Annotated in this window: 27 protein-coding genes and 3 pseudogenes; 22 read left to right on the top strand and 8 right to left on the bottom strand. The window is 37.1% G+C overall.

Annotated features, from left to right (window positions below; genetic code table 11):
* Both B4U84_RS27930 and B4U84_RS27925 read left to right on the top strand, forming a co-directional pair.
* A pseudogene (locus B4U84_RS27930) lies at positions 1 to 425 on the top strand (ATP-binding protein); the annotation flags it as partial.
* 40 nt (positions 426 to 465) lie between these two features.
* Positions 466 to 1,707, top strand: a complete 1,242-nt coding sequence (locus B4U84_RS27925) for a metal-dependent hydrolase (protein WP_242677739.1) — start codon at positions 466 to 468, stop codon at positions 1,705 to 1,707.
* A gap of 7 nt (positions 1,708 to 1,714) precedes the next feature.
* On the opposite strand, the gene B4U84_RS31770 is transcribed toward B4U84_RS27925, so the two are convergent.
* Entirely contained in the window at positions 1,715 to 2,494 is a 780-nt protein-coding gene (locus tag B4U84_RS31770) for an HNH endonuclease (protein WP_131121354.1), read from the bottom strand.
* Between the two features lie 97 nt (positions 2,495 to 2,591).
* Between B4U84_RS31770 and B4U84_RS27915 the strand changes: the two genes are divergently transcribed.
* A complete protein-coding gene (locus B4U84_RS27915) occupies positions 2,592 to 2,813 on the top strand; it encodes a hypothetical protein (protein ID WP_131121353.1) in 222 nt (73 codons plus the stop codon).
* Between the two features lie 302 nt (positions 2,814 to 3,115).
* Here B4U84_RS27915 and B4U84_RS27910 read toward each other — a convergent pair whose 3' ends face one another.
* Positions 3,116 to 3,760: a hypothetical protein gene (locus B4U84_RS27910; RefSeq protein WP_131121352.1), complete on the bottom strand. Its 645-nt coding sequence runs from the start codon at positions 3,758 to 3,760 to the stop codon at positions 3,116 to 3,118.
* Between the two features lie 777 nt (positions 3,761 to 4,537).
* Between B4U84_RS27910 and B4U84_RS27905 the strand changes: the two genes are divergently transcribed.
* From B4U84_RS27905 to B4U84_RS27885, 6 genes and pseudogenes are all read left to right on the top strand, one after another.
* Complete coding sequence (locus B4U84_RS27905; RefSeq protein WP_242677738.1) at positions 4,538 to 4,795, top strand: cupredoxin domain-containing protein; 258 nt, start codon at positions 4,538 to 4,540, stop codon at positions 4,793 to 4,795.
* 421 nt (positions 4,796 to 5,216) lie between these two features.
* Complete coding sequence (locus B4U84_RS27900; RefSeq protein WP_017308490.1) at positions 5,217 to 6,263, top strand: 3-deoxy-7-phosphoheptulonate synthase; 1,047 nt, start codon at positions 5,217 to 5,219, stop codon at positions 6,261 to 6,263.
* A gap of 276 nt (positions 6,264 to 6,539) precedes the next feature.
* Positions 6,540 to 6,671 (top strand): annotated as a pseudogene (locus tag B4U84_RS27895) (IS1 family transposase); the annotation flags it as partial.
* 225 nt (positions 6,672 to 6,896) lie between these two features.
* Positions 6,897 to 7,025: a YdcF family protein gene (locus B4U84_RS32005; protein WP_269208890.1), complete on the top strand. Its 129-nt coding sequence runs from the start codon at positions 6,897 to 6,899 to the stop codon at positions 7,023 to 7,025.
* Between the two features lie 46 nt (positions 7,026 to 7,071).
* Entirely contained in the window at positions 7,072 to 7,242 is a 171-nt protein-coding gene (locus tag B4U84_RS27890) for a ribbon-helix-helix protein, CopG family (RefSeq protein ID WP_071524719.1), read from the top strand.
* A 279-nt stretch (positions 7,243 to 7,521) separates the two neighbouring features.
* Entirely contained in the window at positions 7,522 to 8,274 is a 753-nt protein-coding gene (locus B4U84_RS27885; RefSeq protein ID WP_017308492.1) for a DUF364 domain-containing protein, read from the top strand.
* 165 nt (positions 8,275 to 8,439) lie between these two features.
* Here the strand turns inward: B4U84_RS27885 and B4U84_RS27880 are convergent, their stop codons facing one another.
* Both B4U84_RS27880 and B4U84_RS27875 read right to left on the bottom strand, forming a co-directional pair.
* Positions 8,440 to 9,720, bottom strand: a complete 1,281-nt coding sequence (locus B4U84_RS27880) for a sensor histidine kinase (RefSeq protein ID WP_017308493.1) — start codon at positions 9,718 to 9,720, stop codon at positions 8,440 to 8,442.
* A gap of 215 nt (positions 9,721 to 9,935) precedes the next feature.
* Entirely contained in the window at positions 9,936 to 10,790 is an 855-nt protein-coding gene (locus B4U84_RS27875) for a phosphate/phosphite/phosphonate ABC transporter substrate-binding protein (protein WP_017308494.1), read from the bottom strand.
* A 104-nt stretch (positions 10,791 to 10,894) separates the two neighbouring features.
* On the opposite strand from B4U84_RS27875, the gene B4U84_RS27870 reads away from it, so the two are divergent.
* Positions 10,895 to 11,797, top strand: coding sequence for a c-type heme family protein (locus tag B4U84_RS27870; protein ID WP_044451300.1), 903 nt, complete (start codon positions 10,895 to 10,897; stop codon positions 11,795 to 11,797).
* On the opposite strand, the gene B4U84_RS27865 is transcribed toward B4U84_RS27870, so the two are convergent.
* Both B4U84_RS27865 and B4U84_RS27860 read right to left on the bottom strand, forming a co-directional pair.
* Positions 11,794 to 12,768: a sensor histidine kinase gene (locus tag B4U84_RS27865; RefSeq protein ID WP_044451301.1), complete on the bottom strand. Its 975-nt coding sequence runs from the start codon at positions 12,766 to 12,768 to the stop codon at positions 11,794 to 11,796. The two genes, B4U84_RS27870 and B4U84_RS27865, sit on opposite strands and share 4 nt — an antisense overlap.
* Before the next feature lie 317 nt (positions 12,769 to 13,085).
* Positions 13,086 to 13,733, bottom strand: coding sequence for a response regulator (locus B4U84_RS27860; RefSeq protein WP_017308497.1), 648 nt, complete (start codon positions 13,731 to 13,733; stop codon positions 13,086 to 13,088).
* A 626-nt stretch (positions 13,734 to 14,359) separates the two neighbouring features.
* Here B4U84_RS27860 and B4U84_RS27855 point away from each other — a divergent pair.
* The 6 genes and pseudogenes from B4U84_RS27855 to B4U84_RS27830 all read left to right on the top strand — a co-directional run bounded on the left by B4U84_RS27855 (position 14,360) and on the right by B4U84_RS27830 (position 19,771).
* Positions 14,360 to 15,646: a valine--pyruvate transaminase gene (locus tag B4U84_RS27855; protein WP_131121351.1), complete on the top strand. Its 1,287-nt coding sequence runs from the start codon at positions 14,360 to 14,362 to the stop codon at positions 15,644 to 15,646.
* A gap of 96 nt (positions 15,647 to 15,742) precedes the next feature.
* The gene (locus tag B4U84_RS27850) at positions 15,743 to 17,851 is read left to right on the top strand and encodes a patatin-like phospholipase family protein (RefSeq protein WP_044451303.1); all 2,109 of its coding nucleotides are present in this window, start codon (positions 15,743 to 15,745) and stop codon (positions 17,849 to 17,851) included.
* A 42-nt stretch (positions 17,852 to 17,893) separates the two neighbouring features.
* On the top strand, positions 17,894 to 18,019 hold the full coding sequence (locus tag B4U84_RS27845) for a 3-isopropylmalate dehydratase large subunit (RefSeq protein WP_231294925.1): 126 nt from the start codon (positions 17,894 to 17,896) through the stop codon (positions 18,017 to 18,019).
* 382 nt (positions 18,020 to 18,401) lie between these two features.
* Complete coding sequence (locus tag B4U84_RS27840) at positions 18,402 to 18,791, top strand: hypothetical protein (protein WP_044451304.1); 390 nt, start codon at positions 18,402 to 18,404, stop codon at positions 18,789 to 18,791.
* A 161-nt stretch (positions 18,792 to 18,952) separates the two neighbouring features.
* Positions 18,953 to 19,045: pseudogene (locus B4U84_RS32205) on the top strand (IS200/IS605 family transposase); the annotation flags it as partial.
* 168 nt (positions 19,046 to 19,213) lie between these two features.
* Entirely contained in the window at positions 19,214 to 19,771 is a 558-nt protein-coding gene (locus B4U84_RS27830) for a hypothetical protein (RefSeq protein ID WP_077166371.1), read from the top strand.
* Between the two features lie 31 nt (positions 19,772 to 19,802).
* Here B4U84_RS27830 and B4U84_RS27825 read toward each other — a convergent pair whose 3' ends face one another.
* Positions 19,803 to 20,366: a GNAT family N-acetyltransferase gene (locus B4U84_RS27825; RefSeq protein WP_278248365.1), complete on the bottom strand. Its 564-nt coding sequence runs from the start codon at positions 20,364 to 20,366 to the stop codon at positions 19,803 to 19,805.
* 43 nt (positions 20,367 to 20,409) lie between these two features.
* A complete protein-coding gene (locus B4U84_RS27820; RefSeq protein WP_242677736.1) occupies positions 20,410 to 20,703 on the bottom strand; it encodes a transposase family protein in 294 nt (97 codons plus the stop codon).
* 275 nt (positions 20,704 to 20,978) lie between these two features.
* On the opposite strand from B4U84_RS27820, the gene B4U84_RS27815 reads away from it, so the two are divergent.
* The 6 genes from B4U84_RS27815 (at position 20,979) to B4U84_RS27790 (ending at position 26,869) form a co-directional block, all read left to right on the top strand.
* Positions 20,979 to 21,122, top strand: a complete 144-nt coding sequence (locus B4U84_RS27815; RefSeq protein ID WP_131121349.1) for a microviridin/marinostatin family tricyclic proteinase inhibitor — start codon at positions 20,979 to 20,981, stop codon at positions 21,120 to 21,122.
* 376 nt (positions 21,123 to 21,498) lie between these two features.
* Complete coding sequence (locus B4U84_RS27810; protein ID WP_131121348.1) at positions 21,499 to 22,479, top strand: MvdC family ATP-grasp ribosomal peptide maturase; 981 nt, start codon at positions 21,499 to 21,501, stop codon at positions 22,477 to 22,479.
* A 102-nt stretch (positions 22,480 to 22,581) separates the two neighbouring features.
* A complete protein-coding gene (locus tag B4U84_RS27805) occupies positions 22,582 to 23,568 on the top strand; it encodes an MvdD family ATP-grasp ribosomal peptide maturase (protein ID WP_131121347.1) in 987 nt (328 codons plus the stop codon).
* 141 nt (positions 23,569 to 23,709) lie between these two features.
* Positions 23,710 to 23,844 carry a microviridin/marinostatin family tricyclic proteinase inhibitor gene (locus B4U84_RS27800; RefSeq protein WP_017308507.1) on the top strand — a complete coding sequence of 45 codons (135 nt, stop codon included), beginning with the start codon at positions 23,710 to 23,712 and terminating at the stop codon, positions 23,842 to 23,844.
* A gap of 444 nt (positions 23,845 to 24,288) precedes the next feature.
* Positions 24,289 to 24,693 carry a hypothetical protein gene (locus B4U84_RS27795; RefSeq protein ID WP_131121346.1) on the top strand — a complete coding sequence of 135 codons (405 nt, stop codon included), beginning with the start codon at positions 24,289 to 24,291 and terminating at the stop codon, positions 24,691 to 24,693.
* Between the two features lie 136 nt (positions 24,694 to 24,829).
* The gene (locus tag B4U84_RS27790; RefSeq protein WP_131121345.1) at positions 24,830 to 26,869 is read left to right on the top strand and encodes an ABC transporter ATP-binding protein/permease; all 2,040 of its coding nucleotides are present in this window, start codon (positions 24,830 to 24,832) and stop codon (positions 26,867 to 26,869) included.
* The last annotated feature ends 89 nt before the right edge of the window (positions 26,870 to 26,958 follow it).

The following is a 26,958-nucleotide window of genomic DNA, read 5'->3' as shown; positions in this document are numbered from 1 at the left end:
TACTTGCTACTGACCCCCCACGTACTGACATCTTTATAAATATCCCGCGCATTGAGTTAAAACCTCTGCCCGAACACGCAATCAGAGAAATCATGATTCAAGCAGCGATAGAGCGAGGAATTGAACTCAAACCCTCAGACTTGGCCAAACTCCAAGAACGCGCCGGGGGTAATCCCATGCTGGCAATGCGAGCCGTAGACGAAGAATACTTAGGACTGGAGATGGAAGGAGCTGATCACAGGAGATATTTTGACATCACGCCTCTAATACTCTTAGTAGGTGTGATATTTGTCGTTATGCGGTTCATTGGTTTGGGGACAAGCGACCAAGCACTGTACATTTTTGGAGGTATCGCCGCTGCTATTTTCTTAGGGCTATCACGCCTACTGTATAATCTGCCACGCGAAAGCCAGAGGATACGGTAATCAGTTATCAGTTATCAGTGAACAGTTATCAGTGAATATAATGCTTGGGATTTCGCATCTATTAATTAGTGGCACGGCTACATCATTATTATTGGGAACTGCTAGCCCAACAGTAATTGCAGTGGGTGCGATCGCTGGTCTTCTCCCTGATATTGACATTTCTACCTCTCCAGCAGGCCGTGTCTTTCCGTGGGTTAGTAGCTACTTTGAATCAAAAATGCCTCACCGCAGTTGTACACACAGCCTAGTTGCTAGTGCAGTTGTGGCAGCGCTTGGGTATGGAATTGCACTGTTTAATCCCAGTTTTATTAACTTGGTTCACGCCTTGAGCATCGGTTACACCTTTGGCGTACAACCACAACCAAATCAAGGGGAAGTGGAACAAACGCCAGAGGAAACAACAGAAGAACAGCCCCAGGAGGAGCAAACCCAAGAGGAAGTATCACCCGAAGAAGCCCAGCAAACAGATCAGGATGCTGATAGTGAGCTTCCTAAACCAGAGCAAAACCCATTTMATAARCCKTCYATYGATGCCATTATTCARAARGAATTYAAYGARGATATGTGGCGRATTCTCAARGGTGGGCTTCCSTGTTTGGAAACWWSTGCWRYRTGYTTGCAGCAGTTGCAAGAAAGAGCGATCGCTCAAWSTCCCYTACTYAAAGAAATTGATACCCGGATTGCTGAGGCGAACGACCGAATTAATGAAGCCAAATCACGAAATCAAAAGAGTATTAGGCTTTCTATYCTCACACCAGCACTGCAATATYTWYTAGGCCCCACTCCCACAGCAGGACAACCACAAAAAAGGGGACTCATTGAAAATATTGCATCTATTATTAGAGGAGATACAGGAATAATYAATGGCTTATTAAATGTGATAGGSRTWCCYCTATTTCAAGGCACTCAGGGCGGGAATGCAGATGCTCAAAGAAATGCGATCGCAATCAGTGATCTACAGATTAARATTGCTGAATTGCAGAGAAGCAGGGCTGAATTAGCACAAAAAACCCGCGAGAARGTAGCMGARGCSTTRATYSMWTTTGATGAAGCMAGAACTCAATATCAGACAAATCAAATTTTGGCAGAAAGGTCAATTCAGCAATTTCAAATATTTGAAATAAGATACGTGAGGGGGAATTCTGACACTGAAACTTACCTGCAAAGGCAAAATCAACTAGACAACACAAAAGCCCAGGTTTACTCGTCCTGGGCAAAAATGAGGAGAGCTTTATTTGAAATTAAGCTTCTTGTCCTTAGTGTTAAAGAAGCAGAAATTTAGCTTTGAACTAAAGCAGAGGAATTTGGTTGTAATTAGCATCTGTTTTCCCAAGAACCTTTAGTATCTTCCTCCATCGCTTTTGGGAGTAGAACTCTTGTTGCTGATACCATTCACGAACATCTCTTGCGTGCTTGCTTGTATTACATCGGCTACAGGCGGGAACTAAGTTGCCAATACAGTCGGGTCCCCCTTTTGATAAAGGAATAAAGTGGTCTAAAGTTACTTTGAGATTAGAACCACAGTAAGCACAAGAGGAATCAAAGTCTTGTAATCTCGTGCTAACTTCTTGAATACTATAGCCAAAATGGTGATTGGAAATCATAAGAGATTTTCTCTTATTAATTGCCTTGATATTTGCGATTTTTCCGTTATTAGAGCCTCTATACTGCTTGATACAGTCTTTGTTTTCTTCACGCCACTTTTTTGCCCTTGCTAGAATCGCAGGACGGTTTTTATAGTAATGATTCCTGTCCCACTCTCTAACTTTGTCACGATTTTTCTGACAGTATAAGCGTCTTTTTTGACGTGCAAGTTCAGGATTTTCTTGGTATCTCTCTCGTTTTTTATCACTAAGCCTAACTCGATTTTTACGACTATATTCACGATTGAATTCTGAGACTTTTTCTTTGTTTATTTTCCTCCATTTTTTAGTTCGTTCTGCGTCACATTTACAGCAATTACGGTTGATTTTTCTTCTTAAACTCTGCCCAGTTCCATTCCAATCATGACCATGCACGCAAAGTTTACCCAGATAGAATTTTTCTGGGTCAAATGCTATATTATTCATGTCAATCTGCTCACAATGGGTTGATAAATAACACCTGAAGTGCCGTTAACATTTCAGGTGTATAAAGTTAACTAGCAATAAAATATCCCATATATATATGGGAAGTCAATTATTGATGCTAGAATTTATGAGTGAGGAAAGAGCAGACTATAAAACTCGATTTAAAAAGCAGGGCATAGGAAGTAAGAGTAAGCAGCCCCCCATTTGTGCTATATTCCCTGCTGACGTTGACAAAATTTTACGAGATCTCCCCAACCGCAGCGAGTATATTCGAGATGCTGTGATTAACCAAATGAGAAAAGATGGGCTGATTGATTAGTTAGTCATGTTATGTGCGTGGAAACAGCGACACTGAAACCTATTTAGTTAGGCAAAATCAATTAGATAACACAAAGGCGCAAACTTATCGGGCTTGGGCAAAAATGCGGCGCAATCTTTTTGAGTTGAAGCTGCTGGTCTTATCAATTAAAGATGCAGAGATATAATTTTCCAAAAATAGCGATCGCACATTCCTTGCTTAAATCAGTGAACAGTCAACAGTAATCAGTTATCACGGTTTCAATTTTTAACTGATAACTGTTGATTAGGGCGATCGCGTAGCAGCTTTCTTTTGGTACTAAATTAAGGCCAACTTGATGGTATATAAGCCGAGCTTACGCCATTGGTTGTGCGACAAATCGGCGGCTCGCCTGCATCTGGTAGAGATGCCAAAGTATAAGAAGTTGTGCCGATATCAAAAGTATCTGGCAGCGTTGAGCCGTTGGAAGCACGAAGTATACCGAAGCCACAAGCATTAATCGATACATTTCTGCTAGCAGTATTTGGAAGCGTAATTGCAACCGCACTACCAGGAGACTTACCAACTATTACCACTTGCCCATTAGGGGTTTTAAAGTTTGCAGTTCGTGTTTCTGTGAAGGTGCCATTGTTACAAGCAGGTAACACTTGCGTTGGCAATGCAGATGCATCTATTGCTGTACCATCTACCTTTAAACCCTCGAATGAGCCGCTAGAAGGAACAGAAATCCTTAATTCGCCACAAGCACCAGCAATTCTTGCAGTAGAGCGATCAATGCTTCCTAATTGCACCAGCACACGACTATTCGCAGTGGCAGAGATGTATACAGTCGTGATGCCTTCATTTGTGACTTTATACACTGTATTGCTGCCATAAGGAATTGCAGCAGCAGGAAAAGCATTATATGCGATCGCACCCAGTGCAGTAGTAGCAATTAATCCTGATTTAATTAGTTGAATTTTTTTCATACACCACTAATGTTAAAATTCAATTTCGTCTTTTCTTAAAACCATATTCATTGATATTTTTATTTTTCAGAAAGAGTAAACTTACGGAATAATCATCTTTGATTTGAAATTCAATATATTTTTTCAGAATTAATACTGAAAAATATGTGAAATTAGTATGAAAAATAGCTAATTAATAAGTAATCTATTGTCTGGCAGATAGATGTTTAAAAATTAGATTTTTCTGGCAGACAGATATTAGTAATTAGGCAGATTTTACAATACAAGTTTCATCTTTCACCAGACAACTTAATTGTGTCTGGCAGACAGTAATCAGTGAACAGTTTAATTTGATAACTGGTAACTGGTAACTGGTAACTGGTAACTGATAACTGGTAACTGATAACTGGTAACTGATTATTGGGCAAACTAATTAAAATATCACAGCCCTGATCATCAATGCTGAAAAAGCTCCTCAATAATCCAGTGTTCTTGCTTGCGTCTATAGCTGACAACTTAACTTTATACACACCATAAATAAAAAATTCCAAACTAAATAATCCTCAATTTTGCTTCTTTACCTCCATACTTTACAAAAATTGCATACTACAGATCCAGAGCTATCTTTTGGTGGGCGTGTTACCCTTAACTTTTTCGGTGGTTAATTAGTTTTACTTATTTATAGTTGCTTAAGGAGTTTTCGGAAAAATGTATCTCAGAATACGGTTTTTTTGACAACAGTCGGTTTCATAGGTATCGCTCTGTGCGCGATCGCACTCATTTTTCGGTCTACTGATTGTGGTGCAAGTAGGGGAACCAGTAAGGCTTAAATTTGAACGCAAAGATCCCAGTAGTTGCTTAGAACAAGTTGTGATTCCAGACTTTCACATTGCCGCAGATTTACCGCTTAATCAAGTAACCACTGTGGAATTTACACCCAAACAAGCTGGAACTTATCTCTTTACCTGTGGCATGAATATGTTTCGTGGTGCGATCGCAGTCCAAGCCGCAGACGCTAATCAAGAAACAGCTTCTACTCCAATTAGTGTTTCATAAGCTTGATGGAAGAACTTTTCTCTACATCTATTTTAGACAAAAGTCCCTCTAGATATAAATTATTGCCTGAATTGTGGAAGTAACGGTTTTAACTTCTCCGACTGTTCATTGCTTAAGTCTCCTCGGTTGATCATCACAACATAGCGATCGCATCTTTTTTAGGATACAACGAGTTTGAAAACACGCCCTAAAGCCCCTTGATTTATCTATAGGCCAATCGGATTTTTCTAATCAAGCCTTCCTGTTTTTGGAGGGGACAATGCGTTACCCCGAAAATATAGTTAGCCAAGCCAATAAACCGCGACTTGGTCGTGCGTGATCGCATTCAATAGTAAATTTGTATTTGATAACCCGCAACTTGGGTTACTAATTTTGATTTATAATACTTGAAGTTCTACACAACGACAGTGTACTATTTCCTATGCAAGATAAATTATCTAATACTCACATTGAAAGCTATTACCCTCTATTAACTCCGACTGAGTTAAAATCAAGATTACCTTTAACTAAATTGATTCAACAAAAAATTTTAGAATCTAGACAGGAAATCGAAAATATATTAGATTTTAAAGACAGGAGGAAGTTTATAGTAGTTGGTCCCTGTTCTATTCATGACACAAAATTAGCGATTGAATATTCCCAGAAGCTGAAAAATTTAGCTGGACAAGTTCAAGACAAACTCTTGCTTGTGATGAGAGTATATTTTGAAAAACCAAGAACAACAGTTGGATGGAAAGGATTAATTAATGATCCTGACATGGATGATTCTTTTAATATAGAAAAAGGGTTATTGATGGCACGCAGCTTGTTGTTGAAAATTGCCGAATTGGGATTACCCGTAGGCACAGAAGCACTCGATCCTATAGTACCTCAATATATTAGCGAATTGGTTACATGGTCTGCAATTGGAGCGCGTACGACCGAATCACAAACTCATCGTGAGATGGCGAGTGGACTTTCAATGCCTGTTGGTTTCAAAAACGGTGTGGATGGTAATATTAATGTTGCTTTAAATGCTCTTCAATCGGCTCAAAAATCTCACCATTTTTTAGGAATTAATCAAATGGGACAGGTGAGTATATTTAAAACTAAAGGGAATGCCTATGGTCATGTTATTTTGCGAGGGGGTAATGGGAAACCAAATTATGATGTAGCCAATGTCAAACAAGTGGAAGAAAAATTAAAAGCAGCAAATTTATCACCAAGAATAGTTATTGATTGTAGCCATGGTAATTCAAATAAAGATTATAAATTACAAAGCTTGGTTTTTGAAAGTGTAATTCAACAAATAGTTGATGGTAATACATCAATAGTTGGCATGATGCTAGAATCCAATTTATATGAGGGTAATCAAATAATTTCTACTAAAGAACAGCAATTAAAATATGGTATTTCTGTGACAGATGGGTGTATTGGTTGGAACAAAACAGAAGAAATTATCTTAGCTGCTTACAGACAACTAAAATAGGAAGTATGTAAATTTTATGCATATCAGGACTTAAACGAAAAAAGTAGCTAAATATTTAGCTCTTGTAAAGGGTTTTTTGTTCCGGAACCAGAGTGGCAGTAATCAAGAATAATAGTCATATGCGGATTATTTTTTGCCACGTCTGCAATGAGTACTGCCAATTCTGGCATTGCATAATAGAGGGATGAATTTAGGTGTTCTACTGTGAATTGTCCATACTGCGGCTCTACCGAGATTAGGAAAAATGGGTGGCGGCGAGGTAAACGTTTGGCACCACGTTTACGCCATTATTTGGCACGTCTACATCGCAAAACATTATGTTACTCCAAATCTGTAGATATGCTTAAGTTCTCAATTAAATTGTTACTACACTATTTAAGGTATGAAGAAATACCCGTATTCATGTGATTCATCCCGCATTTATGCAACGCCACGCTTTTTAACCAGCCACAGCACTTCATAGTTTGTATCGTAAATTAACTTTAATGGGGTTGACAAAGTTGTCAAAAAGTGGATTAAGCGAAGACAATGAAATTTTCAGGCGATCGCTAACTAACTGTAGCGAAATGCCCCCTCACCCCCCGGATTTCTCACAAGCGGTACATTATATTCTAGTTGTTGGATAAATCTGGCATGGGGAATACTGGTAAAGTTTTGGCTGGTCGTGGATACCTGAATAACCGCCTACCCCGAATTATTGAGGGGATACGATTAGTGCGATCGCAATTAATTCAAAGTGTAACAAAACTGACTCAAAAGTAGATTAGTTACAGTATATAAAAATTATTAGCATTAACGTAAACTGAGAATGAGCAAAAAATGGGCAGTCAAGCGACTCACTGTAAACTTGACATCGAGTGAAATCGAAAAACTTGAAAAATATAGCCAAGAAACTGGAAGACCACTAACAGACATCATTAGAGAACTAATTCGACGCTTACCTGAAATACCAGAAACTAAATTGCCACCAACTGCATAATCTGCTGTTAGTGCCACCCACATTATATTAGACAACATTGGTTAGTATTTAAACTGCTGATAACTGCACTGGATGAGCAATTATCAGCATTTTTTTGTCATTAAGACTATATATAAAGGCATACACTCAATAATGTTGCATTATTGTTACCAAATAAGTCGGTAGTTAAAAAATAGAGCGCGATTGTCCTTCAAGAAAAACTTTTTGGTTTACTGATCTTTGGTTACAAGAGCTTAGTGGTAGTTGTGATAGTGTAACCAAAGTCATTAAACCTAAACTATGAAAGTACACCCACGAAAAATCTATGAACTGCTGCAAAAATCAAGTCAGACAAATGAATTAGTTCGGGAGGTTATCATCGGGTTAACCTGGACATTATGTCAAGCAGATGGAATTGGATTGTGTATGAGTCCTGGTCAGCTAACGCGGACTTTATCGTGGTCAGGAACTTTGGTGAATACAGCTTTAACAGATTTAGTACCATGGTTACAATCATGGGATAGTTACCAAGCTACTGTTGGTATGGCAGCGATTAATGCTGTGATTAACCCATCTTCGCCACTTGTTTTAAAAGCAGAGCCGCTTTCGCCAAAATTTTCAGCAAATTTGGCTGTTTTTGAGCATTTTTTACCTTTAATTCGGGGAAAACGAGTAGTTGTAATTGGCCGCTATCCCGGACTATTTGAATATGAACAAGAAATAAATCTCGCGGTTCTTGAACGTCAACCAAGTCCTCAAGATTTACCCGATACAGCTTGCGAGTATCTTCTACCCGAAGCAGATTGGGTGTTTCTGACAGCAACTTCTATAGTAAATAAAACATTTCCACGTTTAGTAGAGTTGTCGCAAAATGCAAAATTAGTATTGATGGGACCGACTTTACCCTGGTTGTTAGATTTTGCAGATATGGGAATTGATTATTTAGCAGGTGTTGCTGTCACCAACCCAGAGGGATTACGTCAGACAATAGCTGAGGGGGGAGGTACTAGGATTTTTGATACAGGAGTACAATATCGGGTTTTGAAGTTGTAAATTTATCATGTGCTGTGAATATCAGTAGACCGAAAAATGAGTGCGATCGCGCACAGAGCGATACCTATAAAACCGACTGTTGTCAAAAAAACCGTATTCTGAGATACATTTTTCCGAAAACTCCTTAAGCAACTATAACGGACACTTTTTGTACTTAAACAGATGTTATACCATTTCTTTATGAGGCTGCGCCAAATTTTTTTTTCCACCTGGAACTGGTGCCAATTCTAAAGGTATATTATTGGGAACTGCTGATAAAGGAAGTCTGACAGTTAAGCAACAACCAGATCCCAACTCAGTTTTAATTTGGAATTGACCTTTTAAAAGTGCAACTCTTTGTTGCATTTCTTGGAGTCCAAATCCTATTAGTTGCTGATCTAATTGAAATCCCCTACCATTATCTTCAATAGTGAGATAGACTTGCTCTGGAATTGCACTTAATTGAATATGAACTACTGTTGCTTCCGCATGTTTGTAGATATTTGTCAGTGCTTCTTGGACAAAAAGGTAAACTATTTTACTAATTTCTCTAGGTAATACAAAAGGTAAACTCAACTCAGTAGTAGGTAAAATACCTGTGGAATGATGAAATTCTCGTACCAAGAACGTAATCGCCATCTGAAGCGATCGCTCTCTTGGTACGTCTACGCGCAATGTATTGACTGAACGGCGAACTTCTTGCATGGCAAAAGAACCGAGCCGTTTGGACTCTACAATATAACAATAAGCTTGCTCTATATCAACTTGCCAAAATCTCAAAGCGGTCTGGAGTTGAATATTCATCACAGCTAGAGCATGTCCGAGGGAATCATGAATATTATGAGCAGTATGATTACGTTCCCGCACAACAGCAAGGTCTTCAACTTGCACGACATACTGCTGTAGTTGCTTGTGAGCAATTGCTAGCTGTTGTTGGATCTGGCGCTCACTGGTCACTGTATTTACTAAATGCAGCAAAAATAATAATCCCATACCAAACAAGAGTGTATGGGTTAACTGATTCAAGCAAAAATTTTCTTGCTCCGAGGGTGATAAAGATAAAGTCATGTTGCTAACAGATTGAATCTGTAAACCCAAGAACAGGAAGAAAACCAAACCAGCAAGCAGATAGCGTTCTGATAAATCAAACAAAAAGCTACTACGAATTACTACTACAATCAACAATAAGGGCCACAGCTGTAGATATCCTAACGCTGCTCCAAACAAAATTAACCCAACTTGAATGATGGTATAAAGTATTTTATAAACTGTCTTGCCATAAGGTAGTATGTACCCCATCAAGCCGAAGACAAGCAAAATCAACAAAGATGGAATTAATAAATTAGGAGTTCGAGAAAAAATCATTGGTATCAAGGAGTTAGCTACAGCGCAAGTCGCCACTAACCCCCATTCGGTGTAGAGTAAAAAGCGAAATGGATTTGAGCGGACAGGAAATGACAGACTCATAGAAAGTGGTAACTACTGCTTTAAACTAACCTCGTTACCTACTTATTTTGAATCTTTTAAATTTAATTTCAAGAGCAAATAACAACTTCAAGACTTTTGTTAGAGTATTTGCTCTCTCATCAACGAAAGTTGTAGAGAAATTTACTTGTATAATTTTTTATGTTAACTAAGATACATTATAAATACCTTAGAGAGCAAAAGTATTGTGTTTCTACTCAAAATAAGCGAGCAGGCTTGTTTTGTAATTGAGAAGCGATCGCCATTACCCTGTCTACCACAGCAATCATATATCCATAATCTGGTATTTTTCCATTGGGTACATACTTCACTTCTTGAGCCAAAATTGAAGGGTAATCATTTAAGACTTGACGAATATATTCTTGATGTTTGCGTTCCACATTTGGTCCAACCAAAAGCATACCAGATGGAATTGAATGAGGATCTTTGAAGAGTATACGAAGCTCATTCTGCTTTAGTTGAGAGTTATAGAGATTCAACTCTGCGATTGAAACAGCACCAGCATTTGCTTTTTTTTGAACCACCCATTCTAAAACTGTTGTGGGTGTGGGTGCAAATAATATTTCAGCCAATGTCAGACCATAAAGATTGTAAAGGGGTAAATAATATCCTGTCGCCGAACCTGGCTGACCTAATACAATAGTTTGACTTTCTAGCATTTTTAAATCATTCAATGAGCTATCCTGACGTACAACAATAATTGAGCGCAAATTACTATCAGCAAATAAAGGAAAAAGCGGAGTATATTGATAGCGAGAAATTGCAAGAGCTGCTAAACCAGGTGGAGCAAATACTAATGACCAAGTGCTATCTTTTAAACGCTCAATAGCTTGATTTTCATTAAAAGCAGGCTCTAGCAGAACGTATGCTTTTATTTTTTCACCCAAGTACTTATTAAACTGAGCATATTGATTAATTATCTCTTCTCCACCACTGTAGTTGATGACACCAATAATTAATTCACCTCCAGACGCTGCTTTAGATTTACAAGCACTGACGATTAAAGAGGCTAGAAATAGAAAAAAGTTACGACGCGAAATTTGTTTATACATGTTTAATAATAATCATTAAATTGGATGTGATGGAAAATTTAAATTAACTTAATGTTTATCAATTAATATATTAAAATAGTGTCTCTATCGGATGACAAAAACCTATGTTAAACAACTTAAAAATTGGCACTAAAGTAAACTTACTATTGATACTAGTTTTTATAATTAGTATTCTAGTGACTAGTACAACCCTGTCAACATTACTACAGCATAGAGCGCAAAATGAAGTCACTTCTAAAGCAATAATTCTCATGCATACAATGAACTCCGTCAGAAAATATACACAATATCGCATCAATCCTCTACTTAAATCTAAACTAGAAACAGAAACACAATTTATTCCAGAAACAGTACCAGCTTTCTCTGCAATTAAAATTTTTGAAGATTTTCGTAAGGACGAAAAATTTAAAAAATTTATATATAGAGAAGCAGCAATAAATCCTACTAATTTACGAGATAAAGCTGATAGTTTTGAAACTAAAATTCTACAAAGCTTTCGTAAAAATCAGAAAAATCAAGAAATTACTGGCTTTCGTAATCTTCCTCAAGGAGAGGTGTTTTACATTGCAAGACCATTGGCTATTACACAACCAAGTTGTCTTGAATGTCATTCAACAATAGAGAAAGCTCCCAAGAGTTTACTGGCAAGTTATGGTACAAAAAATGGTTTTGGTTGGCAACTTAATGAAATTGTTGCTGCTCAAATAATTTCCGTTCCCTCTGAGGAAGTTTTTGAAGATGCTGATCATAGCTGGTCTATGATCATGGGACTTGTGATTGCTATTTTTGCTCTTGTAATTCTCTTGTTGAATCTATTAATCAAACGAGCTATTGTTCAGAGAATTAAAGCCATAGAAAAAATTGCCCAACAAGTCAGTGTAGGTAATATGAGTATTGATTTTGATGAAAAATACAATGATGAAATTGGTGGATTAGGGGTAGCATTTAACCGAATGAAAGCTAGCCTGCAAATAGCTATAAACCTCCTTGAAAAAAATGATAATTAATCTAAATTTGAGAGTAGATTTTGCTGAAATTTTTGAGCTTTTTGTGGGTTGGAAATTTCTATTGATAAAATTTCCACCAGTTCTTGACAGGACAAATGAGGGTTACTTTTAATAGCTTTTTGAACAAGAAAAGATGCTATCGGACCAATGAATTCAGCTAGATAATGCTCACATTGACGTATAAATCTCTCGTTAAAAGCTAAATTATCTAATTTTATCTCCTGTTTATTAATAGATTTTTTGAAGGATTCGGGTGTTTTTTCTTCTAAGATTGAAAGCTCTATTAATGGTATTTCAATAGTGAGTTGACAACCATATCCTAGCTCAGTTTCTATATTGAAATTACCTTGTAGCGCTATCACTCTTTCTTTTATACCTTGGATACCAAACCCTGTTTTTAATTGCGATAAGCTAAAACCTTTACCATTATCTTTCACAATAAGTAATACATTGTTGTGATTGGCATTCACTAAAATCTCTACTTTTGTTGCTTGTGCATATTTACATATATTTGTCAGAGATTCTTGCACAATCCGATAGATAGTTGTCACCACCTTAATAGGTAAAGGAGTAGACAAGCTAATGCTGGTATAAGGTAAAATTCTAGTGGTTTGATGAAAATTTTCAACGGCAAGAGTGATTAGTTCTTCTAGTGATTTGTCTTGAGTATCATTTGTACGTAAAGCACAGACAGATTGACGAACTTCATGAATGGCAACAGATCCTAATTTTTGAGCTTCTGTGAGAAACTGTTCTGCTTGAGAGGGATCAATATGCCAAAGTTTACGAGCCGTTTGCAACTGTATGTTAAGACTAGTTAACGCATTACCCAAAGAATCATGTATTTCACGAGCAATACGTTTGCGTTCTTGTACCGCAGCAAGCTCTTCGATTTCTAGAAGATACTGTCTTAGCTCTTTGTATTGCAGTAATAAATCGGTATAATGCTTTGATACCATGGTATTAACCATCTAATTTCATACTAACGGACTATTCAATACCACACAGTGCCTTGCTTACTTGCAATATCAAATTTTAATGAGACTGCTCCTTTTAAAATGAAGATCATATTCTTACCCCACAAGATTGGTTAGTTAATTTCCGGATTTCATTGCAAAATGAAACATGAAATTACGGCTTTTTTAGAAGCTGTGTGTACTTATCTGAGAGAACTCAGGGATTTACGCTGCCATTCAATAAATTGATATTTCTTTACAACAAAATTTGGGGGATGTATAAAAGATTTTTTAATCTTTCCGCATCCCGCCTTCTGTTAATTGTCACCGACTTACTTGCCATAAACTGAGTTAGCATAAATCGCTAGTTGCGATCGATTTTTGAGATTTAGACGATTCAGCAAGTGGGTGACATGGGTTTTGACTGTCCCTTCTGAAATATAAAGTTGCTGGGCAATTTCACGATTCGTAGCACCAACAGCAATCAAGCGTAGTACATCTTGTTCACGATCAGTTAGCAAGTCCAATTTTGGCTCTGGTAACTTCGGGCTAACAGGTTCTGAGACTTGAACTTTAGCAATTATCTTTTCTAACACTCCTGGTCCCATTTGGGTATATCCTTTATGGACAAATCGAATTGCTTGTGCTAGCTCCTCAGACGGCATATCTTTTAATAAATAGCCCTTTGCTCCTGCTCGCATTGCATCGGCGATGTATTCATCATCATCAAACGTACTTAGAACTATCACTTTAATATTGGGAAACTGCTGGCTGATGATGCCAGTAGCTTCCCTACCATCCATTACAGGCATCCGTATATCCATTAACACGACATCTGGCTCTAGTGCTTTTACTTGTGCGATCGCATTTTCGCCATTATCCGCAGTTCCTACAACTTCTAAGTCAGCCTCTAAATTTAGCATAGCCCTAATGCCATCTCGAATCAGAGTTTGGTCATCTACAAGCAACAGACGAATCATATAGGAGTAGATCTAAAATTTTGCAAGAGTACTACCCCAGTGTAGAACTATGTCTGCGTCATGGATACTCTAAGAAGAAGTAATACAATTTAATATATTGACGGGCTAAGTTTTTAATTTATTTTGATGGGTTTAAGCTTTGAGCTTTGAAATTTATTTTACAGCTGATTGCAAATGGTGCACTCAGATCACGAAGTTTTTTTAAAAGGACGATCATCTGTTTGTTCTGATGATCAAACAGTTCTGCTGTCACTACCTCTACGACACTACTATACCTCTGGCAGTCTGATTCATTCTGCAAATATGCGATGTCAATTGTTTTTATTATTATATTAAGTGTCTTAACTGTCCCTATAATACGAACTTAAATGTCTTAAATGTCTTAAATGTCTTAAATGTCTTAATTTTTCCAGCATGTTAAATATTAATTTTAATATGCTAATATTGCGTGAGACACTATTGCATTTTCTTGAAAAGTCTGAGAGTATCTGAAAGACAAAGTTGATATTTTTATATCATTATATTATTAAATATTTATCTAAACGAAAATCAATAAAATGCCTAAGTTCTCAACGGTTTTTTGGTTAATAAAAGATTAATAATTTACAAATATTCTCCAATTACTTATGAAATTTAACTTATCTCAAATTGGTGTTCAAATGTCCGATATGTCAGGTGTTAAAGGCATAATGAAGGACATTAAGGAAACACTACAAGCCAATCAAGAACAAAAATTTATTGTTTTGAGTCCTGGAAATCCAGTGCTTTTACCAAAAGTTGAGCAGATGTGGCGAGAGTGTACCGCAGAACTTTTAGCTAGCTCTGAGTATGGTGAAATAGTTGGTCGCTATGGTGTGAGTCAGGGTTATCTCCCATTAATTCAAGCGATCGCGAAAGATTTTAATAATCGCTACGGACTTACTTTGAGTGAACAGAACATCTTGATCACTCCTGGAAGCCAAATGCTCTATTTCTATGCTGCAAATGCTTTTGGTGGTTACACAAGTGACGGAGATTTAAAGCAAATCCTCTTACCAATTAGTCCTGACTACACAGGTTACGGTGCAATCAGTCTAGCTCCAGAAGCTTTAGTCTCCTATAAACCAGCTCTAGATATTGATCCAAAAGCTCACAGATTCAAGTATCATCCTGACTTCAACAATTTAGCGATCGCAGAAAATACTGGTTGCATTCTCTTCTCTCGTCCCTGTAATCCAACAGGCAATATCTTATCTAACGATGAAGTCGAAAAAATAGCTGCTCTTGCTAGACCTCATAACATTCCTGTATTTATAGATTCTGCTTATGGTCCTCCTTTTCCAGCACTAAATTTTCAAGATATGACCCCTGTGTTTGGAAAAAACATTGTACATTGCATGAGTTTTTCCAAAGCCGGTTTACCAGGAGAGCGAATTGGCGTTGCAATCGGAGATTCTAGGATCATTCAAATTCTAGAATCTTTTCAGACAAATCTGTGTATCCACTCCTCCCATTATGGACAAGCGATCGCAGCCCGTGCAATTAACTCTGGTGTCCTTGAATACATATCTAATGAAGTCATAAAACCTTTTTATAAAAATAAATTTTCTGTTCTCGAAGCTAAACTTGACCAACTGATGCCCAAAGACTTACCTTGGTTTCTACATTGGAATGAGGGAACAATCTTTGCTTGGTTGTGGTTAGAAAATTTACCTATTAGCGACTGGGATTTGTACCAACAATTAAAACAGGTAGGTGTACTTGTTGTACCTGGTAGATTTTTCTTTCCTGGATTAAACGAAGATTGGTCACACAAATATCAATGTCTTCGTATCAGCTTGACAGCAAGCAATCAAGAAATTGAAATTGGTATGGGAAGTTTAGCAAATGTTGTTCAACATATTTATCAACATGCAGTAGTTTCTAGTATTTAAAATTATCTAATTAATTAGTATTTTAAGTATTATAACTAATTATCAGAAAAATACACACAATATAAATCTTGAATAATGACAAAGGACAAATGATAAATGACAAATGACCAATACACCCGATCAGTTTTAACATTTGATGGACAAAATGATTACATAGACTTTGGCAGAAATGATATTGGCGGTGTTTTCGCTGAGGGGAGTTCAGCCTTTACAATTTCAGGTTGGATAAATCCTCTTAACCTCACAAACCAAGCCACTACCTATAGAGTACATAATGTATTTTTTGCTCGTTCTTCAGACCGATACAGTGATAATTTTGAGTTCGGTATTAGTGAAGAAGGAAACCTAGATGTATATATTGATGAAAAAATCGATAATGTTGTCAAAACATTTGGTAATGGGGAATTAACTATTGGACAATGGCACTTCTTTGCTATTGTTTTCAATCAGGGTCAACTAACCATATATCTTGATGATCATGAATATACTGGTTCTCTTACAGGTTCGGCTTTAAACAGAGCAACTAGTGCTGTAACTCTTGGTGCAACTTTACACAACAATATATATTTCACAGGTCAATTAGCTAACATTAGCATCTGGAATTATCCCTGTACTCAGGTAGAAATTCAGACCCATCGTTCTGGAGCTTTAGTCGGAAATGAAGCAGGATTAGTAGCTTACTGGATATTAAATGAAGGAGAAGGAACAACCGTCCGAGATCAAACTGGAAATGGCCATAATGGAAAATTGCGTGGTAATCCTAGTTGGAACTTTACACAGATTGCATTTGCGATCGCTCAATCATCGAATGAAAGCGAAATAACAGGCAGTTTGGAAGAGGTGATTGAGTCCATTACAGAAGTTTCCCTTGAAATAACTACTAATAACGAAACCGAATTGCAGCAAGAATCGATTGAACTTTGCTCTGTCTCACAAACTGACACATCGACCCAGGTAAATACAAACCCCAAGAGTAAAAAAGGGACAAAAAAACAGAGTGAAAAATCTGCCAATACTCAAACCTCTCAAAGCATACAGCCAGAGGAAGGGGAAAATCAAACAGAGCAAACCAGCCAAAGCGAAGTTTTAATCGATTTTCAACAACCACAAATCATAACTGAGGAGCGATCGCCAACAACTATGAATACAACACCTAATACCAAATATAAAATACTTGCCATTGATGGAGGGGGAATTAGAGGAATTATTCCGGCTCTTATATTAGCAGAAATTGAAAAGCGGACACAAAAGCAAATATTCAGTTTATTTGATTTAATTACAGGAACTTCCAGTGGAGGAATTCTAGCACTTGGATTAACTAAACCTCGATTAAATCCTGATCCATCTAATAGTTCACCAATAGCTGAATACAGTGCTGAAGATTTAGTAAAATTATTTGCTGAGTATGGAGCAGAAATATTTTACGAACCATTCTGGGAAAAAATACTCGGTAAAATAGAAGATATATTTATTCAACCCAAATATTCTTCCCAGAGTAGAGAAGAAATTTTTAAACAATATTTTGGCGACGCTTTTTTAGCAACTAATCTCACAGAAGTATTTGTCCCTAGCTACGATATTGAGCAGCGAATTCCAGTTTTCTTTACTAATAAAGTAGAAAAACAACAGACAGGATCGCACAATTTTCGTAAATTATGTCTCGGTTTTACCCTTACAGATGCCGCATTAGCAACTAGTGCTACTCCCACTTACTTTCCTCCCCATCGTATTCCTACTACTCATAATACCAATGGCTTTTATACTTTAGTTGATGGCGGTTTGGTAGCTAATAATCCAGCACACTTAGCTATTTTGGAAGCACAAATGGGTAAACAAGAAAACAAACAAATCCTTAATCTTGAAGAAATCTTGGTAGTTTCCTTGGGTACGGGTTCGCTGACGAGTGTCTATCCTTATAATGAAGTGAAAAATTGGGGACTCCTACAATGGGGAATACCACTGTTAAACATGGTGTTCGATGGTGGAAGTGAAGTGATAGCCGGAGAATTAGAACGATTGTTTGCATCTAGTGAGCAAGCAATTAAAAATTCTTATTATCGTTTTCAAACATTCTTACCCAGTGACTTGGAAGTCATAGATAATACCAAGCCAGAAAATATTCGTCAGCTTAAAGCCCTAGCTCATGAACTGATTACAAAAAAAACTCAGGAAATTGATGAGTTGTGTGGTCTTTTGACGAGCTAAGTGGTTGGGGTCGTCATTTGTCAGAACAAAAAATAAACAGGAATTTATGCAACCAACCGTAATTTTAAAGGACACAGTGGCAATTCCACAGGTAAAAACTATTTGGCTTCCCCAAGGACGGTGGCGATCTCGGCCATAAAAGGTAAAATTAGCCACCTTCTTGATTAAAAACTCAACTATCAAACTAGGGTTAAAAGAAAAATTTTGTAAAAATTTAACTCCGTTTGAAGATGAGTAACTTTTAATCTAGCTTAGTCTAGGTTTAACGTAAGTTCGATAGATTTTATTACTCCAACATCCCGCCCTCAAATAAATAACTGGCTAGTAGCAAAAACACAATTTAAGTGAGTTGAAGAACTTATTTATTCAGTCTAGTTTCAGTAGACTTTGACTATGAGCCAGCTATTTATTGGCGAGTTGATTGCTTAGTCTGAATAATATTTATCGAACTCACGTTAGGTTTATAGATAGGTTTCTTTGTTTATAAGGATTCCTATTTTATACCCTTAGTCATGTTTGAACAAAAACAAAAGGATTTTAGGTGAACCCAATGGATGAAATCGTAAAAAAAGTTGCTGCTCTTGGTCTTCCTGGAGTACTTTTAGCAATTCTGACAGCTACAGGAGGTGCTACCGCTAGCCTTATAGGTACTCTGACAGCGTTGGGAGGACCATTTGGTTTCGGAGGAGGTCTATTTTTGTTTGGTTTGACAGTCGTGTTAGGAGATGCTATCTCAGGCTATGGAATTGAAGCGATTCTCAAGGGTATCTATACAGAACGTAGCAAAACCGAGTCCGTGAGATTTCTACTCAAAGAAATTAATGATCTACCGATTACAGACGAGCTAAAACTCAAACTGAAAAATCATCTTAGTCCAGGGGTTACTACTTCTTCTGAACCAGTTGAAGAACCAAGAACAGTTGAAATTGTTGAGGAATAATTTTACCGTATTCCTACGGGAAAATTAGAAAAACAATAACACCAAACACAAAAGATATATTAAGTAGGTTGGCATATTGAAAATACGAATATTTAATCCTGCCGACTTACTTAATCTTTATTAAAAACATTTGACATCTCCAGCCTGTATTAACAGGAGATGTGGCAAGATGGGTAAAAGGTAGGGCATCACATCACTTAAGAAAAGAATTTCCAGAATTGAAAAAACTGCCCGCTTTGTGGACACCGACCTACTAGTTCACCATATTGATTTTGACAAGTTTGCCAGCTCCCCGACTTTTTAAAAAAGTCGGGGAGCTAACCCTTGGAGTTAAACCTATGCCGAGTATTAATCGCTAAAATAATTACTATAGAAAGCATGTCGCATTTGTTGATCAATGTAGTATGCAGCAGCTTATCTTTATGCTCAAGCGAAGCCTCCTCGCTGAAATGCTGATATCTGTTTTGATATTAATGATGGTAATAGCTGTGCAAGGTGCTACATTGTCCAGCAATTCCTTTCCTCAAAACTGGCAAGGCACATGGAGCGGTACAATGTTAGACCGCTCTGTGGAAGGGCGATCTCAAACTGTACCCATGACACTCCGAATTCAGCCAATTTCTAATAATTCCATGCGCTACACTTGGCAAATTACCTACGGAGCAGGGGCGAAAAAGCAAGTACGTAATTATGAGTTAGTTGTCAAAGATCAGAGTACTGGTCACTTTGTGATTGATGAGAAAAACGGAACTCTCATAGATGCGTGGTGTGTAGGGGACAGGCTCTATAGTCAATTCAGAGTTCAAGATAAGTTACTCAATACACAATATGAGCGACAAAATAATCGGCTCCACTATGAACTAGTTACCTATCAACCGACTGGTTCACCTCAAGCGAAGGATTGTGAGCAAAAAGTTTCTTTCCAGAATTATCAACTACAGGTTGTTCAGTCTGCGGAACTGTCTCTTGTTAGAGAGTAGAAGAATAGAGGCAACGCGACCAAAGAAACTTTTACTCCTGTGCGGTGATACTCTGTCGTAAAAGCCATTCATCCCGGAGTAATGCGTAGATATACTCATCGTACCACGTGCCTTTCATAAACTTGCTTTGCTTGAGATGCCCTTCACAACGCATACCAAGACGTTTCATCAGTCGCATGGATGCAGTATTACGTGTGTCACAAATTGAGGTAAGTCGGTGCAACTGGCGCTGTGCAAAGACATAGTTAAGTAATACTTGTACCGCCTCGGTTGCATAGCCATGTCCTTGATAGTCCGGGTGAAGTAACCACCCAATTTCGCCTTGATTTTGTTGTTTGGGCAAAAGGTCGATGCTAACCTCGCCAATGGTTTTAGCATCGGCTATGTGGTGGATAGCAAAGGGGACAGCGACACGCTGATCGCCTATTTCCAGTGTTGCTTGGTGAGCAAGAAAGCGCATTGCTATCTCCTCAGTAAGTAATTCTTCTGGCAGATAGCGGAATACTTCAGGGTGAGATCGATACGCCATAAAATCGAGCAAATCAGTCTCTGCCATACGGCGTATAATTAATCGTTTTGTTACCACAGGCTCCATATTTTTATTCACTCCCCAAATTTTTAAACCCATTTTAATAAGTTTAAGCTTTAAGTCTGAACTTTAGTTCATGGCTTTTTGTAATTTGTGCAAGTCGGGCATAATTCTCAATGTTTTCCCACCCTTGCGCTCCAGCAATCATGGCTAAAATCGCAATGACCAAAATATCTGTGAGTTGATGTTTTTTTGTTCGCTCTACTCTCGGCTCTTTGATAGGAGCAAAATGCTCGACTAGACTCTGTTGAATACTGCCTATATCTACTATTTCTTTTAGCTTTCGCTGACCACGCGAATTTTGAAGAGTCTCAGCAGATTTAGTTTCAAAGCCCTGTGACATCAACTTGACTCCTGAAGATTTTCAACAACAGCATTGAAGTCATTTCATTGATATTGCTCAGGAGTCAACTGCGTTTTTTACATCCTTGCTTATGCTTATATTGCTTAATTTATCAAGATCACATTATACCAAATTAGATGAGCTTACCCTGTGTCTTAACTGTCCTAATTAATTTTTTTTTAACTGTCTTAACTGTCTTAACTGTCCTTGCATTGAATATTTAACTAATGATATATATAAACTTAGTCAAAGCAAATTTCCCTGGAGGAAATAGCATGTCTAATAATACTAATCAAGCAGTACCATTCTTTGCTCGTTTCTTGGAAGAACAAGTTGAACAAACTAATGAATCTTCCTCCAAAGGTATTAAGGCTCCTCCTGCAACTCTAAAGTATCCTTCCGATTGGGAAGAATATTAAACAAAAGTGACTTCATCTGAAGTTAAGGCAACAGTTCTTAGTAATTAAAGATCTGAAAACTGTTGTAGAGAGTATAAGATTTTCTACTTCATTGGTACCATGATATGTAGAAGATAATCTGCTCTCAAAAGAGTTCAGTTCTGGCAAATAAAATTCAGAGCTAAACTAGTTCAAGCCCGCTCATGCGGGTTTGAAATTATTTATGAGTTTGTAATGATAATTTTTGCGTTCAAGTGCTACTACATAATGAATTAAAAAAACAGTTTGCATTAAATATTTAGGCTTATTGTTAATAATTTTATTCAATTAAATAATTACAAATTAAAAATTGATATTAATGTCTATCTGTTAAAACTAAAAGCAGTGAATATTTAATATGCAAATTTCCCGTGATGTTGTTTTACTTATTACCCATAGTGGTGATTTTTTTACAATAGATAGAGTTGAAGAAGCCTTATTAAAAAAAGGGGCGCAATCATTTCGCCTTGACACTGATCAGTTTCCCCTAGAAGTACAATTAACCGCACATTTTGACAAATCCAGAAGCTATCACACCTTAGAATATGGCAAACATTTTATCAGCACAGAGCAGGTGCAAGCTGTGTGGATGCGGCGTCTTTGGGAGCCTAAATTTAGTGCAGAATTAGATCCCAAGTTTCAACAAGCCTGTGTTAGAGAATCAATAGCTACCTTGAATGGTTTTTGGGACAGTCTTAAAGATGCTCGCTGGGTAGATAGTTTAGAACGAATAGATTATGCAAATAATAAGCTGCGCCAACTGCGGGTTGCGTCTGAAGTAGGTTTTATCACTCCTCGGACTCTTGTTACTAATAAAGCTGAAGCAGCACGGGAATTTTTTCATCAAGTCAACGGGAAAATGGTGAGCAAGCTATTAACTGCTCTTTCCCGCAGTATGGAAGCTACATCCTCATTCTTCCTTTACACCAGCACTGTTAAAGAGGAGGATTTACTTGACGCTGAATCATTGCGCTATTGTCCAATGGTTTTTCAAGAACAAATCCCTAAGCAGTTAGAATTGCGCGTAGTGTACGTAAATGGGAATGTATTTGTGGGAGCGCTAGATGCGTCTATTTATGCAACATCCAAAGCTGATTGGCGTAAACCAGGTGTTGAGGTTGGCGCATGGGGACACCATGAACTTCCTGATGAAATAATTGATCGTCTCAAAGCTTTTATGGCTAGGTTTGGTCTGTTGTTTGGATCGTTCGATTTCATTGTTACACCATCAGGGGAATACGTCTTTTTAGAAATTAACCCCACAGGTGAGTGGGGAATGTTAGAGCGAGATTTAGATTTACCTATTTCGAGTGCGATCGCACACGCTCTTGTATCCTAAAAAACAGATTAAGGTTTGTAGTAAGGACTTTAGTCCTATTATTAATCACTAAAGTGCTTACTACGAACTCTTTCATCTCAGCACTTTAGTGAAAAATCTTTTATGACAGTATTAATAGTTACTTTTAGTCAAGATAACGAAAGTATTCCTTTAGTAATAAAAGCGATTGAAGCTAGAGGAGAAAACGCATTTCGTTTTGACACAGACAGATTTCCCACCGAAGTGCAACTAGATATTTACTCCGGTGATTCTGAGCGAGTAATTATTACCGATGGCGAACAGAAGCTAGATTTAAGTGAAGTGTCCTCAGTTTGGTATCGCCGGATGCGCTACGGACAAAAAATCCCCAACACTATGGACAAGCAATATAGAGACGCTTCAATTGAAGAAACTCGTCGTACTGTTAGGGGAATGATTGCGAGCCTCAAGGGATTTCACTTCGACAAAATGTCAAACGTGGATCTAACTAATAATAAGCAATTACAGTTACAAGTCGCACGAGAAATAGGGCTTTTTACTCCACGCACCCTGACTTCAAACAATCCAGAAGCAGTGAAGCAATTTGCTCAAGAGTGTAAAGACCAGGGTATAGTCACGAAAATGCTTTCTTCCTTTGCAATCTATGATGACCAAGGACGAGAGCATGTTGTTTTCACTAATCCAGTTACAAATGAGGATCTAGAGCATCTTGAAGGACTCCGTTTCTGTCCGATGACGTTTCAAGAAAACATTCCCAAGGCGCTGGAGTTACGGACAACTATTGTAGGACACCATGTATTTACAGCCGCAGTGAACTCCCAGAAGTTAGAAGGATCTACTTTTGATTGGCGCAAAGAAGGGAAAGCTTTAGTTAAAGATTGGGAACCCTACAGTTTACCCGAAGATGTTGAGAAAAAGCTTTTAAAACTCATGGCTTACTTTGGCTTAAATTATGGAGCAATAGATATTATTGTCACCCCCGATGGTCGTCACGTCTTCCTTGAAATTAACCCTGTTGGAGAGTTTTTCTGGATGGAGCTGTTTTCTCCACACTTCCCTATTTCTCAAGCTATTGCTGAAGTTTTGCTTACTAAAAAATTATCCCTTTAATCCAACCAGACAAGCATCATAGCAATTTTTCATAATCTATTTCATTTTCATTAACTGTCTTAACTGTCTTAAATGTCCTTGTATACAATGTTGAATTACTGGTATATGTAAGTTAAAGTAAATTTTCTAGGAGAAAATAGCATGTCTGAAAATACTAACAAAGCGCTACCATTCTTTGCTCGTTTCTTGGAAGAACAACAGTCAGAACCAGAAGATGAGACTCCACAACCTTTTCCTTTTACTTATAAGTTTCCTTCTGATTGGGAAGATCGTTAAATCTAGTGATTGCCATGGGCAATTAAAGCGATCGCTTTCTGTTATTTAATAAATCAAAGCTACCTGTTTAAAACATATTCGTTTCTACGTCATTAGTACTATGATTTAGAAACGAATAAGCTGATGTGCGCTTAGATTAAATGTTCTTGCGTTAGGACTGTCCAGGGTCAAGAGTCCAAAGTCCAAGCTAGTCTTTGACTCTGGACTCTTGACTTTTGACAACCTGCTCGCAAAATATACAATTTAAATGCATAACAGCTTAAGCTTTCTTATTTATTAATAGTTCATTATTCGCAAATAAAAATTCCACCTAGTATAGATAATAGATTAAACCCGCCTATGCGGGTTTTAAAGTTCCTATAGGAATCCTATTTGATTTTTGCTAATTTAGATACACGTTTGTTTCTTCTTATGCCGCCTTACTTAGTATTTTAGGTAATTAACATGGATGAAATTGTTAAAAAACTTGCTGGTCTAGGTCTTCTTGGTGTAATTCTTGTGATTATAACCGCTGCATCGGAGGGTAGTTCCGCCGCCGTAGCAGCTATTCTCACAACACTTGGAGGACCATTTGGTATTGTAGGGGCTATAGCCTTGCTTGGTCTAGTAACCGTTGTCGGAGACATTCTAGCTGGATATGGAATTGAAGCTATTCTTAAAGCAATCTATGAAGAACGTAGCAAAACTGAATCAGTCAAATATTTGATTAAAGAAATTAAAGATTTACCTATCACCGAGGACCTAAAACTCAAACTGAAAAAGCAAATTTGTCAAGATCTTAGTATTGGTTTGGAAGAGGTTCAGACACCAAAAACAATTGAAATTATTGCGGTGATATTTCGATTATAATTGCAGGAAATATTAAGTGGGCAGTATTATTATTTTATCATGTTAAGTTTTATAAATATTAATATAAAATTATGTAGACCATAGATACAGACTATAGTATATTTCACTCAACCAAGAACCACTATATTTTTACAACATGCAAGCTCAAGTGACTCGCGATCAATCTTCAACTAATCCTCTTTCAGCTTTTCTCCAATTTTGGGAGGATGTCAGAGTGGTTGCTCAACCTTTCTGGTATCCAACTAAGCCAGGATTAAGAGCATTTTCAGATGTAATTAGCGCATGGGGAATGCTCATTATCCTAGTTTTATTAATAGTTGCACTGGTAGGTGTAACAGCTTCAAGCAGCTTCTTCAATCGCTATGTACTCAATATCATCATTGAAGAAAGAGACCTTTCTAAGTATCTTGGTACTTTATGGATTTCCATGGTTATCCTTATCTTGGAAACAGGTTTGATAGCATCTTCTAAATTTGTGAGAAAAAAAATTGCTCTTGATTGGTACAAATGGCTTAATCATCACATTTTAGAAAAATATTTTCGTAATCGTGCCTACTATAAAATAAATTTTAAATCAGATATTGATAATCCAGATCAACGTCTCTCTCAAGAAATCGAACCCATCACCAGTAATGCTCTAAGCTTTTCGGCTACTTTTTTAGAGAAAAGCCTACAAATCATAAGTTATTTAATAATTATTTGGACGATTTCTCAACAGATTGCAGTGCTTTTAGTTATTTATACAATCACAGGTAATTTAATTGCTGTTTATTTGAATAAAGAAACAAATAAAATTAATCAAAAAGGATTGGAATTTAAAGCTGATTACAGTTATGCATTAACTCACGTTCGCAATCACGCAGAATCAATAGCTTTTTTTCAGGGAGAAAATGAAGAATTAAATATCATTCAACGCAAATTTAATAATATCCTCAACAACAATGAACGCAGACTAAATTGGGAAGTAAATCAGGATATTTTTAACAGAGCATATCAGTCTGCTATTGGTGTGTTCTCAATGTTCATACTTACACCTTTATTTATTCAAGATCAAATTGATTATGGAGAAGTTAATCAAATTAGTTTAGTTAGCTTTATGTTTTCTAATGCTTTGGGACAATTAATCAGTGAATTTGCAGCTTCTGGGCGATTTTCTAGTTATGTTGAGCGTTTATCTGAGTTTTCAAATGCGTTGGAAGAAGTAATTAAACACCCAGAAGATATCAGTACAATTAAAACTGTGGAAGAAAATCGTCTAGCTTTTGAACATGTGACTTTACAAACACCAAATTATGAACGGGTCATAGTCGAAGATTTGTCACTTTCTGTCCAACCAGGAGAAGGTTTATTGATTGTGGGATCAAGTGGTCGAGGTAAAAGTTCTTTATTGAGAGCGATCGCTGGTTTGTGGAATGCAGGTACTGGTCGTCTAGTGAGACCTCCTCTAGAAGAGGTATTATTTTTACCCCAACGTCCTTATATAATTTTAGGAACATTACGCGAACAGTTGCTCTATCCTCATACAAACCATCAAATGAATAATCAAGAACTCGAAAAAATTTTACAACAAGTTAATCTTGAAAAGGTAGAAAAAAAAGTTGGTGGGTTTGATGCGGAAGTACCTTGGGAAAATATATTATCCCTAGGAGAACAACAACGCCTAGCTTTTGCAAGATTATTAGTAACTCATCCTCGATTTACAATTTTGGATGAAGCAACAAGTGCATTAGATTTAGAAAATGAAGAGAATTTATATAAACAGTTACAATCAACAAAAACAACGTTTATCAGTGTTGGACATCGAGAAAGTTTGTTTAAATATCATCAGTGGGTATTAGAACTTTCACAAGATTCGAGTTGGCGACTTGTGAGCATCAAGGATTATCAGAATCAAAAAGCCAAAAAAAATATCACAAAGACTAACAGAAAAACTCACATCACAAGGGATACACTTAAAAAGCATGAATTATCCAATCAATCTGAAAATAAATCACTAATAGATATAGATAGAAATACAGTTGAAGGTCTTTCTCATAAAGAAATCCAGACAATAACAGATTTTCCGATTAATACTATTAGAAGCAAAGCTAGTTTGGGAAAGACGATTACCACCAAAAATGGTATTACCTATCGCTATGATAAAGATCCCAGGGTCTTAAAATGGATCAAAAATTAAAGACTTCAAAAAAATGCTAGAAAAGTTTGAATGCAGCTTATAGAATTGAAAGTATCCCAAATGTTCAAAAAACCCGCTCATAGTTCAAG

Origin of the sequence: Westiellopsis prolifica IICB1, assembly GCF_004323185.1 — a bacterium.
Classification (GTDB): domain Bacteria; phylum Cyanobacteriota; class Cyanobacteriia; order Cyanobacteriales; family Nostocaceae; genus Pelatocladus; species Pelatocladus prolificus_A.
The sequence above is the reverse complement of the archived record's forward strand: the minus strand, read 5'-3'. Positions and strand labels throughout refer to the sequence as shown.